Here is a 14,104-nt window from a genome sequence, read left to right as displayed (position 1 = left end):
GATGACAATCGACTTCTGGGGACTGGGGCTGCAGGCGATCAATTTCCTGATCCTCGTCTGGCTTCTGACGCGGGTATTCTGGCGCCCGGTTGCTGCGGCGATCGTCGCGCGCCAGACCGCGGCGCGGTCCCTGCTGAACGAGGGCAAGTCCCTGCAGGCCAAGGCGGATGCGGCCCTGGCCGAGGTCGCCGAAATCCGCGCGGGGATGGCGGCCGAGCGCGAGGCGCTGCTCGCCAAGGCCGCGACCGAGGCGGAAACCGCGACCAAGGCGGTGCTGGCCGAGGCCCGGGACAAGGCCGACAAGCTGATCGCCGCCGCCGAACTGGCCCGCAAGCGCGATGCCGAGGCCGCCAGGGCCCGCGAGGCGGCCCGCTCGGCGGAACTGGCGGTGGACATCGCCCGACGGCTGCTCGACCGGCTGCCGCGCGAAGAGGTTCAGGCCGCCTTTCTCGACCTGCTGGTCAAGGCCCTGACCGAGATGAAACCGCAGGACCGCGCGGCGCTGCAGGGTGCCAGGGAGGGGATCGAGCTGGTCGGCCCGACCGATCTGGAGGCCGCCGAGCAGGCGCGGATCGCCAAGGCGGTGCAGACCGCGCTCGGCGGTCCGGCGAAGCTGCGCTTCGTCACCGAGCCCGAGTTGATCGCCGGGTTCGAGCTCCGCACATCGCATTTCGTCCTGCACAACAGCTGGCAGGCCGATCTCGACGCCATCCTGAAGGAGCTGAAACATGCCGCCTGACACGCCCGACTGGCTGACCGCCGCGCGGGAGGTGGTCGGCAAGACGCCCCTGGGTCCGCGCGCCGAAAGCCGGGGCCGGGTCGAAGAGATCGGCGACGGCGTGGCGATGATCTCGGGCCTGCACGACGTGCGCCTGGACGAGGTGCTGCGCTTCGCCGGCGGGCAGGTCGGCTTTGCCCGGGTGCTGGACCCGGACCGGATCGGCTGCGTGATGCTGGATGCCGCCAGCGAGGTCGAGGCGGGCGAAGCGGTCTTTGGCACCGGGGAAGTGGTGAGCGTGCCGGTCGGCGAGGCGCTGCTGGGCCGGATCGTCGATCCTCTCGGCCGCCCGCTGGACGGGATGGAACCGGTCGAGGCCGCGGAACATCTGCCGATCGAACGCCCCGCCCCCTCGATCATCGAGCGCGACCTGGTGACCGAGCCGGTGCAGACCGGGATCGTCGTGCTCGACACGCTCTTCGCGCTCGGCCGGGGCCAGCGCGAGTTGATCGTCGGCGACCACAGCACCGGCAAGACGACACTGGCCGTCGATGCGCTGATCGCGCAGCGCGACAGCGACATGATCTGCGTCTACGTCGCGATCGGCCAGAAAACCTCGAGCGTGCGGCGGACCATCGACGCGCTGCAGTCGCAGGGCAACTTCTCCCGCTGCATCGTGGTGGTGGCCGGCTCGGCCGAGGCGCCGGGGCTGCAATGGATCGCTCCCTATGCCGGGGTGACCATGGCCGAGTATTTCCGCGACCGGGGGCAGCACGCCCTGATCGTGATCGACGACCTGTCGAAACATGCCGCCACGCATCGAGAGATCGCCCTTCTGACCCGGCAATCGCCGGGGCGCGAGGCCTATCCGGGCGATGTGTTCTACATCCACGCGCGGCTGCTGGAACGCGCCGCCAAGCTGTCGAAGGCGCGCGGCGGCGGCTCGCTGACCGCATTGCCGATCGCCGAGACCGACGCCGGCAACCTCTCGGCCTATATCCCGACAAACCTGATCTCGATCACCGACGGGCAGATCGTTCTGGACTCGGCGCTGTTCCATCAGGGCCAGAAACCGGCCGTGGACGTGGGGCTGAGCGTCAGCCGGGTCGGCGGCAAGACCCAGGCCCCGGTGCTGCGTGAGGCGGCGGGGACCCTGCGGCTGGACTATGCGCAGTTTCTCGAACTCGAGGTCTTCACCCGGTTCGGCGGCATGCCGGACGGCCGGGTGCGTCAGCAGCTGACCCGGGGCGCGCGGATCCGCGAGGCGTTGCGCCAGACCCAGCATGTGCCCTACCGGCTGGCCGACGAGGTGGCACTGATGCTGGCCGTGCAATCGGGGGTGCTGGACCCGCTGCCCCTGGACGCGGTGAAGGTCTTCCGCGCCAGGCTGCCCGCGGCGCTCGACGCCGACAAATTCGGTGCGGTCAGCACCCTGAGCACGACCGGCAAGCTCGACCCGGAGACCCGCGAGAGGTTGATCGCACTGATGACCCGGCTGGCGGAATCGCTGGTCGAGGGCAAGGCCGACGCGGCCGGCAAGCCCGGCAAGCAGCAGGACGGCGACAGCGCCCCGCCGACCGGGCCATGACGGAACGGCTGGCCGATATCAGCGCCCGGATCGAGGGGATCGAGCAGCTGGGCGCGGTGGTGAACGCGATGAAGGGCATCGCCGCCGCGCGTGCCAACATGGCCCGGACCCAGGTCAAGGCGGTGGACAACTATGCCGAGACCATCGCCCGGGCCATGGCGCGCGCCATCGGCACCGAAGACAAGCCGCCCGAACGCCAGGCCGATGCCGGTGACCAGCGGGCCGGACTGCTGGTCTTTGCCGCCGAGCAGGGCTTTGCCGGGGCCTTCAGCGAGCGGGTCCTGGACAGTCTCGGCGCCGATCCCGGCCTGCGCCGCCTGTTCCTGATCGGCACGCGAGGCCAGTCGATTGCCGCGCAACGCGACCTGGAACCGTTCTGGACCGCCGCGATGCCCTCGCACAGCCAGGGTGTTCCGAAACTGGCGGATGCGATCACCCGCGCGATCTACGAGGAGGTTGCCGGCGGGCGGATCGACCGGCTGGACGTGGTCTTCACCCGCTGGCGGTCGGGCCGCCCGGCACTGGTGCGGAAGAGCCTGTTTCCGATAGACCTCGGCGATTTTCGCGCCCCGTCCGGCCCGCCGCCGCTGACCCAGGTTCCCCGCCAGGCGCTGATCGACGGGCTGGGGCAGGACTATTTTCACGCCCGGGTCTGCAATGCCGCCCTGCATGCCTTCGCTGCCGAAAACGAGGCCCGGATGCAGGCCATGGCCTCGGCCGGAACCCAGATCGCCCGCGAGCTGGAGATGTTCCAGGCGACGCTGCGCCGGGTCCGGCAAGAGGCGATCACCGCCGAGATCATCGAACTGGGTACCGGAGCCAACACGGCCGGCACGGCACAGTGAAACGGACAGCGGCCATCGGCACGGGTCGGCATGGGACGGAATCCGCCGATGTCCCGAAAAATCCTGACCCAGATCAATGCCGCAGCGCAGCACGCACCCTATATTTGAGCCTACGGATCGACCGCTTTCGCCGTCCAGGAAAGGAATCGCTGTGTTGAACCAGAGCAGGACCACCCCGCCCAAACGGACCAGCCGCCCCGCCAAGGGACGCCGCAAGCCCGCCGCCGCAACGCCGCCGGTCCCGGCCCTGCGCCAGGACGACGCGGAAACCAAGCGCCACGCCGCCTACGAGACGCTCGACCGGATGGCCCATGCCCGCGCCGCCAAGGCGACCTCGGGGCTGTCGCCCTCGGTGCTGGGCGAAGCCTGGATGGACTGGGCCGTGCACCTGGCGGCCTCGCCGGGCAAGCAGATGGAACTGATGCATGAGGCGCTGCGCAACATGCAGGCCTTCTGGACCGACAGCCTCGGCATCACCAGGCCCGACACCCCGGACGACCGCCGCTTTGCCGGGGAACGCTGGAAGGTCTATCCGTTCAACGTGCTGTCGCAGGCGCATCTGCGCAACTGGCAGTGGTGGCAGGATGCGATGACGGATGTGCATGGCGTGGCCTCGCCGCACGAAGACCTACTGGCCTTCGTGGCCAGCAATGTCATCGACACGGTGGCGCCGTCGAACTTCATCCTGACCAATCCCGACGTGATCGCCGCCACCATGGCCGAACGCGGCCAGAACCTGGTCCGCGGCGCCACCAACCTGGCCGAGGACATCGCCCGCAGGGTCGGCGCGCCGCATCCCGCCGGGCCGCAACCCTTCGAGGTCGGGCGCAATCTGGCGACCAGTCCCGGCAAGATCGTGTTCCGCAATGCGCTGATCGAGCTGATCCAATATGCGCCCGAGACCGAAAGCGTGCATCCCGAGCCGGTCCTGATCGTTCCGGCCTGGATCATGAAATACTACATCCTCGATCTCTCGGCCGAGAATTCCTTCGTCCGCTATCTCGTGAGCCAGGGCTTCACGGTCTACATGATCTCGTGGAAGAACCCCGACGCGGAGGACCGCGACATGGGCATGGACGATTATCGCCAGCTCGGGGTCATGGCCGCCATCGACGCGATACAGGCGATCACCAAGGCGCCGAAGCTGCATGCCATCGGCTATTGCCTGGGCGGCACGCTGCTGTCGATCGCCGCGGCGGCCATGGGCCGCGACGGTGACGACCGGCTGGCCTCGGTCACGCTGCTGGCCGCGCAGGTCGATTTCACCGAGGCCGGCCCGCTCAGGCTGTTCATCAGCGAATCCGAAGTCACTCTGATCGAGGACATGATGGCCGAGCAGGGTTACCTGTCCTCGGACCAGATGGCCGGGGCCTTCGCGCTGTTGCGGGCCCGCGACCTGATCTGGGCTCCCGCCGTCCGCGACTATCTGCTGGGCAAGCGCGGCAATGCCTTCGACCTGATGGCCTGGAATGCCGACGCGACCCGGATGCCGGCGCGGATGCACTCGGAATACCTGCGCAAGCTGTATCTCTACAACGATCTGACCGAGGGCCGTTTCCGTGTCGGGTCCAAGGCGATCGCGGTCAGCGACATCCGGCCGCCGATCTTCCTGGTCGGCACCGAGGACGACCACGTTGCGCCCTGGCGCTCGGTCTACAAGCTGCATCTCTTCGCCGATACCGATCTGGTCTTCGTGCTGACCAGCGGCGGCCACAATGCCGGGATCGTCTCGGAACCCGGCCATCCGCGCCGGCATTTCCGGATCGCCGAGACCCCGCATGGCCAGACCTATCGCGCTCCCGACGAATGGCTTGCCCAGACCAGCCCTCAGAACGGCTCCTGGTGGGTCGCCTTCTCGGACTGGCTCTCGAAACATTCGGGACCGCCGGTGCCTCCGCCGCCGATGGGCACCTCGTCAGGCCGCTACAAGGCCTTGTGCGATGCCCCCGGAACCTATGTGATGATGAAATGAAGCCGCTGCACAACAAGGTCGCACTGGTCGTCGGGGTCGCCAATACCCATTCGATCGCTGCCGGCTGCGCCCAGGCCTTTGCCGATGCGGGCGCCGAGATCGCGATGACCTATCTCAACGACAAGGCGAAGCCCTATGTGCAGCCAGTGGCCGATGCTGTCGGCGCCGGGCTGCTGCTGCCGCTGGATGTCGAGGTCGAGGGCCAGATGGAGGCGGTCTTCGACGCGGTGCGCGGGAAATGGGGACGGCTGGACATCCTGGTCCATTCGATCGCCTATTGTCCTGCCGACGATCTGCACGGACGGGTGGTGGACTGCTCGCGCGGCGGCTTTGCACGGGCGATGGACATCTCGGTCCATTCGCTGATCCGCATGGCGCGGCTGGCCGAGCCGCTGATGGACAAGGGGGGCACGATCCTGACCATGACCTACTATGGCGGCGAGAAGGTCGTCGATCACTACAACATCATGGGGCCGGTGAAATCGGCGCTGGAGGGCACGATGCGGGCGCTGGCGGTCGAACTCGGGCCGAAACTGATCCGCGTCAACGCGATCTCGCCGGGCCCGTTGCAGACCCGGGCCGGCTCGGGGATCGCCCATTTCGACGAGTTGATCGACGCGGCCCGGTCGCGGGCCCCGGAACCTGACCTGATCTCGATCGAGGATGTCGGCGCGGTGGCCACGATGCTGGCCAGCGACGGCGCCGGCCGCGTCTCGGGCGATATCGCCTATGTCGATGGAGGCCTGCATGTCCGCGCCTGAGCCAAAGGAAACCGAACCCACCATGCGCTACATCGAGAACCGCACCTATGACGAGATCGAGGTGGGCGACAGCGCCGAGCTGACCCGAACCCTGCAACCGAAGGACATCGAGCTCTTCGCGGTGATGTCGGGCGACGTGAACCCGGCCCATGTGGATGCCGATTACGCGCGCACCGACATGTTCCACGGGATCATCGCGCACGGAATGTGGGGCGGCGCCCTGATCTCGGCGGTGCTGGGCACCGAGCTGCCCGGCCCCGGCACGATCTTCCTGGACCAGAGCCTCAAGTTCGAGGCTCCGGTCGGGCTGGGCGACACGATCACGGTGCGGGTCGAGGTGACCGAGAAACTGCCCCGTGACCGGCTGCTGCTGGATTGCACCTGCCGCAACCAGGACGGCAAGCTGGTGATCGAGGGTCAGGCCCGGGTCATCGCCCCGCGCGACAAGGTGCGCCGCCCCCGCGCCGTGCTGCCCGAGGTGCATCTGCATGTGCAGGGCGCCCAATATGCCAAGCTGATCGCGGCGACCGAGGCGCTGGACCCGGTCCGCACCGCCGTGGTGCATCCCTGCGACGACCTTTCCGTGTCCGGGGCGCTGGATGCCGCGCATCAGGGGATGATCGTCCCGGTGCTGGTCGGTCCGCGCGCCAAGATCGAGGCCGCCGCCCGCGAGGCCGGGCGCAGTCTGGACGGGATCGAGATCGTCGATACGCCGCACAGCCATGCCGCCGCGGCGGCCGCGGTGGCGCTGGTCCGCGCCGGCAAGGTGGCGGCGCTGATGAAGGGCTCGCTGCACACCGACGAGCTGATGGAGGCCGCGGTGGACGAGACCCTGGGCCTCAGGACCGAACGCCGGATGAGCCATGTCTATGTGCTCGACGTTCCGACCTATGCCAAGCCGCTGCTGATCACCGACGCCGCGATCAACATCTACCCCGACCTCGCCATCAAGCGCGACATCGTGCAGAACGCGATCGAACTGGCCCTGGCCCTGGGCATCGAGCAGCCCAAGGCGGCGATCCTTTCGGCGGTCGAGACGGTCAACCCGAAGATCCCCTCGACCCTGGACGCGGCAGCGCTGTGCAAGATGGCCGACCGGGGCCAGATCACCGGCGGGCTGATCGACGGGCCGCTGGCCTTCGACAATGCGATCTCGCCGGCCGCGGTCAGCGCCAAGGGCATCCTTTCGGACGTTGCCGGCAAGGCCGACATCCTGGTCGCGCCCGATCTGGAAGCCGGCAACATGATCGCCAAGCAGCTGATCTATCTGGCCGGGGCCGATGCCGCCGGGATCGTGCTGGGCGCTAGGGTGCCGATCATCCTGACCAGCCGGGCCGACAGCCCGATGGCGCGGATCGCCTCCTGCGCCCTGGGGCAGCTCTTCATCAGCTACAAGACGAAGCCCGCACCATGAGGGAGGTCCTCCTGGTTCTGAACGCGGGCTCGTCCAGCCTCAAGTTCGCGGTCTACCCCGACCAGCCCGGCGACCGGCCCCCGATCCTGCGCGGCAAGATCGCCGGAATCGGCAACCGCGCGGTGCTTTCGGCCCGCGGCGAGGATGGCCGGGCACTGCCACGGGGACAGCTGTTTCCGGTGGCGCCGGATGTCGGGCACGACCGGCTGATCCCGGCACTGCTCGACTGGATCCGCGCCTGGCAGGGCGGGCTGTCCCTGGCCGCCGCCGGACATCGTGTGGTGCATGGCGGCAGCAGGCACCATGGACCGGCACGGATCACCGATGACCTGCTGGCCGAGCTCGACACGCTGAAACCGCTGGCACCGCTGCACCAGCCGCATAATCTGGCCGCCATCCGGATCGTCGCCGCCGCTGTCCCCGGCCTGCCGCAGGTGGCCTGTTTCGACACCAGCTTTCACCGCACGCAGTCCCGTCTCGCACAACTCTTCGCCCTGCCCCGCGCCATGGCCGAGGACGGCGTCCTGCGCTACGGATTCCACGGCCTGTCCTACGAATACATCGCCAGCGCCCTGCCCGGACTTCTTGGGGAACGGGCCGAGGGCCGGGTGATCGTCGCACATCTGGGAAACGGAGCCAGCGCCTGCGCGATGCGAAACCGCCGCAGCGCCGCCACCAGCATGGGCTTCACCGCGCTGGACGGGCTGATGATGGGGCGGCGCTGCGGCGCGCTCGATCCCGGGGTGGTGCTCTACCTGATGGAGCAGAAGCGGATGACGGCCGAACAGATCGGCCATCTGCTCTACGACGAGTCCGGCCTGCTCGGTGTTTCCGGCATCAGCAACGACATGGCGGTTCTGCAGGCCAGCGAGACGCCCGAGGCCAGAGAGGCCATCGCGCTGTTCTGCTACCGCGCCGCAACCGAAATGGCGGCGCTGGCCACCGCGATCGGCGGGCTCGACGCGCTGGTCTTCACCGCCGGCATCGGCGAGAACTCGGCCCGGGTCCGGCAGGGCATCTGCGAGCATCTCGGCTGGATGGGGGTCACGCTCGACCCTGCCGCCAATGCCGCGAACGCGACCCGGATCGCGGCCAGCGATTCGGCGGTCGAAGCGCTGGTCATCCCGACCAACGAGGAAGCCGTCATCGCCCGCGCAGTCCGCAGCCTGACCGCCGGATAGGACGAAACGGCCGCAGCGGCCGGCCTCAGCCGACCCGGTAATTCGGGCTTTCGCGGGTGATCTGCACGTCGTGGACATGGCTCTCGGTCAAGCCGGCCGAGGTGATCCGCACGAATTTGCAGTTCTTCCGCATCTCGGCCACCGTCGCGCAGCCGGTATAGCCCATGGCGGCGCGCAGCCCCCCCACCAGCTGATGCACCACCGCGCTGGCCGACCCCTTGTAGGGCACCTGCCCCTCGATCCCTTCCGGAACCAGCTTGTCGCTGGCGGCATCCTTCTGGAAATAGCGGTCGGCCGACCCGCGCGCCATGGCGCCAAGGCTGCCCATGCCGCGATAGGACTTGAACGAGCGGCCCTGGTAGAGGATGACCTCGCCCGGGCTTTCGTCGGTGCCGGCAATCGCCGACCCGACCATCGCGCAGGAGGCACCGGCCGCGATCGCCTTAGCAAAGTCGCCCGAATACTTGATCCCGCCATCGGCGATCACCGGAATCTCCCCGGCCGCGGCCGAGGCATCCATGATCGCGGTCAGCTGCGGCACCCCGACCCCGGCCACCACCCGGGTGGTGCAGATCGAACCGGGACCGATCCCGACCTTGATCGCATCCGCCCCGGCGTCGATCAGGGCGCGGGTGCCCTCGGCCGTGGCGACATTGCCCGCCACCACCTGAACCGCGTTCGACAGTTTCTTGACCCGCTCGACCGCCTGCGCGACGCCTTCCGAATGGCCATGCGCGGTGTCGATCACGATCAGGTCGCAACCGGCGTCGATCAGCGCCTGGCTGCGCTCGAACCCGGCATCGCCCACCGTCGTCGCCGCAGCCACCCGCAGGCGGCCCAGTTCGTCCTTGCAGGCCTGCGGGTTCAGCACCGCCTTTTCGCTGTCCTTCAGGGTCAGAAGCCCGGTCAGCTTGCCATGCCCGTCGGTCACCAGCAGCTTCTCGATCCGGCGCGACTTCATCAGGCTGATCGCGGTGTCGCGGTCGGCGGGCTCCTCCAGCACCGCGAGGTTCTCGGAGGTCATCATCACCCGGACCGGAGTCTTGTCGTCCGAGGCAAAGCGCATGTCGCGGTTGGTGACGATCCCCAGCACCCGGCCCGCGCCGTCCACCACCGGGAAGCCGGTGACGTTGTAGCGTTCCTGCAGCAGCTTGGCGTCGGCGAGCGTCTGGTCGGGCGTCAGGGTGATCGGGTTGTAGACGATGCCGCTCTCGAAACGCTTGACCCGGCGCACCTCGCCGGCCTGGGCCTCGAGATCGAGATTGCGGTGGATCACCCCGATCCCCCCGGCCTGCGCCATGGCAATCGCCATCCGGGCCTCGGTCACGGTGTCCATCGCCGAGGACAGCAGCGGGATGTTCATCCGGATCGCCTTGGTGACCTGGGTCGCGACATCCGCGGTGCCCGGAAGCACGCGCGAGGCGGCCGGAACGAGCAGAACGTCATCGAAGGTGAAAGCCTCGCGAATCTCCATCAGGAGCCTCCATTGGGGAGTGGTCGGTTGGCGGTTTCCTGTTTCACGGCTTGGCCGGAAGTGCAAGGCCCCGCCCGGGATTCACGCGATTCCGGCTCAGGCCCGCGCCGCGCCGGTCATCTCGCCCAGCCGCCCGCCAGCCCAGAGCCGCAGGATCCGGATCGCGATCCAGGGCACCGCCACCGTCGCCAGCGCCAGCACCGGCAGCGCCGCGACCTGCACCCATGGGTAGAGCCCGGCCATCAGCCCCAGCAGGTTGGCATAGGCGGCGACCGGAAAGGTGAAGGCGCCCCAGAACGGGGTGAACCCGGCGGCGGTGATCCAGCGCAGGCTTGCCAGCAATGCCAGCGCCAGCCCGCTGGCCAGCAGTGCCAGCAGCGCCGCAGCCCAGTCGATGCCCAGGGCGCCCAGCCCCAGGCCGCCCAGGCTGATCGGCGCCAAATGGATCACCAGCAGCGGCCGCAGAGGCGGGATCGGCGTCTCCTGCCAGAGCTGCCGCAGGCTGACCAGGTGGATCGCCGCCGCGACCGGCAGCATCAGCGCCAGCAGCAGCACCGCCAGCCCGCTCCAGCCCAGCGGCGCCGCGACCAGCGGCCCGAGGATGAAACCGACGAAGGTCAGCAGCCAGACCGGCGTCACCCGGCGCCCCTCGGGCGGGCCGCCGAAGATCAGCCGCAGCACCAGCACCGCGAAGCCCGCCTGCCAGGCCAGGGTCAGCAGCAGCAGCCCCCGTGCCAGGACCGGCGCATAGGGCACCAGCCCAAGGGCCAGCGCCAGACCGCCCAGCCCGGCCGCCGCCAGCCCGGCCCGACCGGGCAACGCCGCGGCATCCTCGGCCAGGACGCCCGGCCGCTGCCAGACCTTCAGCCCATAGCTGACCGCGGCAAAGAGCCAGAGCCCTGCGCTGGCCCCCAGGATCAGTTCGCCCATCGCGTCCGGAACGCCCCAGACCGCGGATGCCCGGCGCCAGGCCAGGCCAAGCCCCAGCAGCCCGAGAATCGGTGCGAAGACCGCCGGCGGCATCTGCGCTGTTCTCAGTCCGGCCATGGTCGCATGCTCCCCTGATCATCCCGTCCGGTCACCGCCCTCTCTTGCCCCAGCCGGGCCGACTTATCCAGCGCGACCCGGTGCCGCGCCCGACCGTCCGGGATCGGCCGGACGACTCACCCCGCAAGGCCCCGGAGGCGCCATCCGGCCGCCTCCGGGCCGCCCCGGCGCCCGAAAAGACGCCCCCTAAATCTCTGGCGCGAAAGCGCTTTCCGGCCCAATGTAAATAATCTTCACATAGCCCCTTGCGAAGTCGCCCTTCGCCCCCCACATTCGTAATGTGAATGCAGTTTACATCTTCAACACTCACATCCGGCAAGGAGGCCGCAGAGCATGAGTTTCACCGACCTTGACCCGCCCAACGCCGCCATGGGCCATCGCGACACCCGTACGGAGGGTCTCTACCGCTGGTTCACCCGCGCCGAGAACTGGCTTGACGAGCGCGGCAAGGGGGCCTGGATCGCGTTGATGATCCTCGGGTTCGTCTTCGTCTGGCCGCTCGGCCTTGCCCTTCTCGCATACATGATCTGGAGCAAACGCATGTTCAGTGGTTCCTGCGCCTTCCGCGGCGGCCTGCAATCGCATCGCCGCGCCTGGAAGGCCCGTCAAGGCTTCAACTCCACGGGCAACACCGCCTTCGACAGCTACAAGGCCGATACGCTGCGGCGGCTGGAAGAAGAGCAGGAAGCCTTCGAGGCCTTCCTGCAGAGGCTGCGCGACGCCAAGGACAAGTCGGAATTCGACGCCTTCATGGAGGACCGCGCCGCGCGCGCCCGCGCCAAGGCCGACAGCGTCGATGACGACGCCACACCGGCCTGATCCTTCCGCTGCCCGACGGCCCGGGCCGGCCCCTGGTCGGCCCGGGTCCTGCGCTCTGCCGGAAGGGTTGCCCCGACACCGGAGGCCCCCGGCATGGCAGAGACGACGCCGACCAACAGACAGCGAGGTTTCGATGACCGACTTGCCCATGATGCGCGGCTCCGTCGCGCCGGAAGAACCCGATTTCGCCCTGCGCGCCCTGCGGATCATCTTCTTCACCGGTTTCGCGGTGGTGGCGGTGGTGCTGGGCTTCGTCTTCCTGCCCCTGGCCGGCGCCGCCCTGGCGCTGCTGGCCGCCTGGCTGGGGTTCCGGGCGATGATCTGGACCGATCGCAGCCGGGCGCTGCGCGCCCTCTCGCTGATCGGCTTCACCGCCTTCGCCACCGTCGCCACGGTCCTGGCCTTCGTTTTCCTCGCGCCGGTCGGGCTGCTGCTGGCGGCGATCTTCCTCTGGCGCGGCTTCGCCGGATTCGCCTTCGGCACCACACAGGCGGCGGTGGCGCCCCAGGTCGGCGCATCCCCGCAACGCTCGGGCAACAGCGCCTTCGACGCCTTCAAGGCCGACACGCTGCAACGGCTGGAAGAGGAGCAGATGCGCTTCGAAGCCTTCCTCGACCGGCTCCGCGCCGCCAAGGACAAGTCCGAGTTCGACGCCTTCATGGAATCCCGCGCAGCCCGCGCCCGCAACGGCCATGGCGCAGAGGGCAGCCGGACCGCCGGGGCCTGACCGCCCCCGTTTCCTCGGCACAGCGCCCGACATCAGACAGGACCCCGCAGCATGACCGCCCCGCCCGACCGCGACGACCCGCTCTGGGGCCTGCCCGATCCCGAGGCCAGCCCGGCCTTCTATGCCGACATCCCCGGCAAGCGCCTGGTGGCCTTCCTGGCCGATTCGGTCATCATCGGCATCATGACGGTGATCCTGATCCCCTTCACCGCCTTCACCGCGCTGTTCTACCTGCCGTTCCTCGCCATGCTGGTCAGCTTCGTCTACCGAACCCTGACCCTCGCCTCCGGCTCGGCCACCTGGGGCATGCGGATGGTGGCGATCGAGATGCGCAATCACCGTGGCGAACGCTTCGACCTGCCGACCGCCGCCGGCCACACGCTGCTCTTCACCCTGTTCCTCGGCATGGTCGTGCCGCTCCTGATCTCGGTCGGGCTGATGCTGATCACCCCGCGCCGGCAGGGGCTGCATGACATGATCCTCGGAACCGCGGCGCTGAACCGCCCGGCCCGGCGCTGAGCAGGCAGCGGTTCCCGGCCCCTCCCCCGACCCGCACCGCTTTACCTCGGAAATATCCTCGGGGAGAGCGCGAGAGGGGCAGACAGCCCCTCTCGCCGCCGCCCGCACGCCGGACCGGCACGCCCCCCCGGCGCGGCCCGGAAAACCCTTTCCAATCCGGCATCGGTCTTGTTAGGCTTCCCGGGTTGGCAACCCGGGCACCACATGCGCCATACACTTCCCATCGCGCCGCAATTCTACGTGACGGCTCCGCAACCCTGTCCCTATCTGGACGGGCGGATGGAGCGAAAGCTGTTCACCGCGCTGCAGGGCGAAACCGCGCAGACCCTGAACGACGGCCTGTCGAAACAGGGCTTCCGCCGCTCGCAGAACGTGCTCTACCGGCCCTCCTGCGCCGAATGCTCGGCCTGCCTCTCGGCCCGGATCAATGTCGCCGAATTCCGGCCGACCCGCTCGCACAGGCGCACCCTGCGCCGCAATGCCCGGCTGGTGCGCGAGGCGACCAGCCCCTGGGCCACCGAGGACCAGTTCGAGCTGTTCCGCCGCTATCTCGATTCGCGCCATGCGACCGGCGGGATGGCCGACATGGACATCTTCGAATTCGCCGCGATGGTCGAGGAAACCCCGATCCGCAGCCGGGTCATCGAATACACCGCGCCGCCGGCCGATGGTGAAACCCGGCGCCGCCTGACCGGGGTCTGCCTGACCGACGTGCTCGATGACGGGCTGTCGATGGTCTATTCCTTCTACGATCCCGACGCCGCCCGCGACTCGCTCGGCACCTATATCATCCTCGACCATATCCGCATCGCGCGCGAAGCCGGGCTGCCCTATGTCTATCTCGGCTACTGGGTGCCGGGTTCGCCGAAGATGGGCTACAAGGCCAGCTTCCCGGCGCTGGAGATCTACCACGGCGGGCAATGGCAGCCGATCGGCGACCCCGAATCCTATTCCGCCGATCTGCACCCGCTCTCGACCGACCCGATTGCCGAGCAGGTCGCCCGGATCGCCCTGCCCGACATCCGCACCGGAAAATAGC

At 68.8% G+C, this 14,104-nt stretch carries 13 protein-coding genes; 11 read left to right on the top strand and 2 right to left on the bottom strand.

All coding sequences use genetic code 11. From position 1 onward, the window contains the following. The first annotated feature begins 1 nt into the window (after position 1). The 7 genes from NUW50_RS05755 to NUW50_RS05725 all read left to right on the top strand — a co-directional run bounded on the left by NUW50_RS05755 (position 2) and on the right by NUW50_RS05725 (position 8,479). The gene (locus tag NUW50_RS05755) at positions 2-739 is read left to right on the top strand and encodes a F0F1 ATP synthase subunit B family protein (protein ID WP_258288108.1); all 738 of its coding nucleotides are present in this window, start codon (positions 2-4) and stop codon (positions 737-739) included. After that, positions 729-2,306, top strand: a complete 1,578-nt coding sequence (locus NUW50_RS05750; RefSeq protein ID WP_258288107.1) for a F0F1 ATP synthase subunit alpha — start codon at positions 729-731, stop codon at positions 2,304-2,306. Before NUW50_RS05755 ends, NUW50_RS05750 begins: the two co-directional genes overlap by 11 nt. Continuing rightward, positions 2,303-3,151 carry a F0F1 ATP synthase subunit gamma gene (locus tag NUW50_RS05745; protein WP_258288106.1) on the top strand — a complete coding sequence of 283 codons (849 nt, stop codon included), beginning with the start codon at positions 2,303-2,305 and terminating at the stop codon, positions 3,149-3,151. The genes NUW50_RS05750 and NUW50_RS05745 overlap by 4 nt, the downstream gene beginning before the upstream one ends. Positions 3,152-3,455: 304 nt before the next feature. Continuing rightward, on the top strand, positions 3,456-5,123 hold the full coding sequence (locus NUW50_RS05740; protein ID WP_443135090.1) for a PHA/PHB synthase family protein: 1,668 nt from the start codon (positions 3,456-3,458) through the stop codon (positions 5,121-5,123). After that, positions 5,120-5,884 carry an enoyl-ACP reductase FabI gene (gene fabI, locus NUW50_RS05735; protein ID WP_258288104.1) on the top strand — a complete coding sequence of 255 codons (765 nt, stop codon included), beginning with the start codon at positions 5,120-5,122 and terminating at the stop codon, positions 5,882-5,884. Before NUW50_RS05740 ends, fabI begins: the two co-directional genes overlap by 4 nt. Beyond that, on the top strand, positions 5,871-7,298 hold the full coding sequence (locus NUW50_RS05730) for a bifunctional enoyl-CoA hydratase/phosphate acetyltransferase (protein ID WP_258288103.1): 1,428 nt from the start codon (positions 5,871-5,873) through the stop codon (positions 7,296-7,298). Before fabI ends, NUW50_RS05730 begins: the two co-directional genes overlap by 14 nt. Next, positions 7,295-8,479 carry an acetate/propionate family kinase gene (locus NUW50_RS05725; RefSeq protein WP_258288102.1) on the top strand — a complete coding sequence of 395 codons (1,185 nt, stop codon included), beginning with the start codon at positions 7,295-7,297 and terminating at the stop codon, positions 8,477-8,479. Before NUW50_RS05730 ends, NUW50_RS05725 begins: the two co-directional genes overlap by 4 nt. 25 nt (positions 8,480-8,504) lie before the next feature. Here the strand turns inward: NUW50_RS05725 and guaB are convergent, their stop codons facing one another. Next, positions 8,505-9,953, bottom strand: coding sequence for an IMP dehydrogenase (guaB, locus tag NUW50_RS05720; RefSeq protein WP_258288101.1), 1,449 nt, complete (start codon positions 9,951-9,953; stop codon positions 8,505-8,507). Between the two features lie 96 nt (positions 9,954-10,049). Then, positions 10,050-11,000, bottom strand: coding sequence for a tellurium resistance protein (locus tag NUW50_RS05715; RefSeq protein WP_258288100.1), 951 nt, complete (start codon positions 10,998-11,000; stop codon positions 10,050-10,052). A gap of 369 nt (positions 11,001-11,369) precedes the next feature. Between NUW50_RS05715 and NUW50_RS05710 the strand changes: the two genes are divergently transcribed. The 4 genes from NUW50_RS05710 (at position 11,370) to NUW50_RS05695 (ending at position 14,103) form a co-directional block, all read left to right on the top strand. Beyond that, the gene (locus NUW50_RS05710; RefSeq protein ID WP_258288311.1) at positions 11,370-11,819 is read left to right on the top strand and encodes a DUF2852 domain-containing protein; all 450 of its coding nucleotides are present in this window, start codon (positions 11,370-11,372) and stop codon (positions 11,817-11,819) included. Next, positions 11,797-12,546, top strand: a complete 750-nt coding sequence (locus NUW50_RS05705) for a DUF2852 domain-containing protein (RefSeq protein ID WP_443135078.1) — start codon at positions 11,797-11,799, stop codon at positions 12,544-12,546. The genes NUW50_RS05710 and NUW50_RS05705 overlap by 23 nt, the downstream gene beginning before the upstream one ends. 51 nt (positions 12,547-12,597) lie before the next feature. After that, the gene (locus NUW50_RS05700) at positions 12,598-13,065 is read left to right on the top strand and encodes an RDD family protein (RefSeq protein WP_258288098.1); all 468 of its coding nucleotides are present in this window, start codon (positions 12,598-12,600) and stop codon (positions 13,063-13,065) included. 204 nt (positions 13,066-13,269) lie between these two features. Continuing rightward, entirely contained in the window at positions 13,270-14,103 is an 834-nt protein-coding gene (locus NUW50_RS05695) for an arginyltransferase (protein ID WP_258288097.1), read from the top strand. Position 14,104: the final 1 nt, after the last annotated feature.

This window comes from Frigidibacter sp. ROC022 (assembly GCF_024723735.1).
In the GTDB taxonomy this organism is placed as follows: Bacteria; Pseudomonadota; Alphaproteobacteria; order Rhodobacterales; family Rhodobacteraceae; genus SLM-1.
Note: the sequence above shows the minus strand (reverse complement) of the source record. Positions and strands in the feature narration are given on the sequence as shown.

What these genes read in the sequence shown, in the direction of transcription:
- NUW50_RS05755 (WP_258288108.1), top strand. Translation starts at nt 2, where the DNA reads ATGACAATCGACTTCTGGGGACTGGGGCTGCAGGCGATCAATTTCCTG.
- NUW50_RS05750 (WP_258288107.1), top strand. Translation starts at nt 729, where the DNA reads ATGCCGCCTGACACGCCCGACTGGCTGACCGCCGCGCGGGAGGTGGTC.
- NUW50_RS05745 (WP_258288106.1), top strand. Translation starts at nt 2,303, where the DNA reads ATGACGGAACGGCTGGCCGATATCAGCGCCCGGATCGAGGGGATCGAG.
- NUW50_RS05740 (WP_443135090.1), top strand. Translation starts at nt 3,456, where the DNA reads ATGGCCCATGCCCGCGCCGCCAAGGCGACCTCGGGGCTGTCGCCCTCG.
- fabI (WP_258288104.1), top strand. Translation starts at nt 5,120, where the DNA reads ATGAAGCCGCTGCACAACAAGGTCGCACTGGTCGTCGGGGTCGCCAAT.
- NUW50_RS05730 (WP_258288103.1), top strand. Translation starts at nt 5,871, where the DNA reads ATGTCCGCGCCTGAGCCAAAGGAAACCGAACCCACCATGCGCTACATC.
- NUW50_RS05725 (WP_258288102.1), top strand. Translation starts at nt 7,295, where the DNA reads ATGAGGGAGGTCCTCCTGGTTCTGAACGCGGGCTCGTCCAGCCTCAAG.
- guaB (WP_258288101.1), bottom strand. Translation starts at nt 9,953, where the DNA reads ATGGAGATTCGCGAGGCTTTCACCTTCGATGACGTTCTGCTCGTTCCG.
- NUW50_RS05715 (WP_258288100.1), bottom strand. Translation starts at nt 11,000, where the DNA reads ATGGCCGGACTGAGAACAGCGCAGATGCCGCCGGCGGTCTTCGCACCG.
- NUW50_RS05710 (WP_258288311.1), top strand. Translation starts at nt 11,370, where the DNA reads ATGGGCCATCGCGACACCCGTACGGAGGGTCTCTACCGCTGGTTCACC.
- NUW50_RS05705 (WP_443135078.1), top strand. Translation starts at nt 11,797, where the DNA reads ATGACGACGCCACACCGGCCTGATCCTTCCGCTGCCCGACGGCCCGGG.
- NUW50_RS05700 (WP_258288098.1), top strand. Translation starts at nt 12,598, where the DNA reads ATGACCGCCCCGCCCGACCGCGACGACCCGCTCTGGGGCCTGCCCGAT.
- NUW50_RS05695 (WP_258288097.1), top strand. Translation starts at nt 13,270, where the DNA reads ATGCGCCATACACTTCCCATCGCGCCGCAATTCTACGTGACGGCTCCG.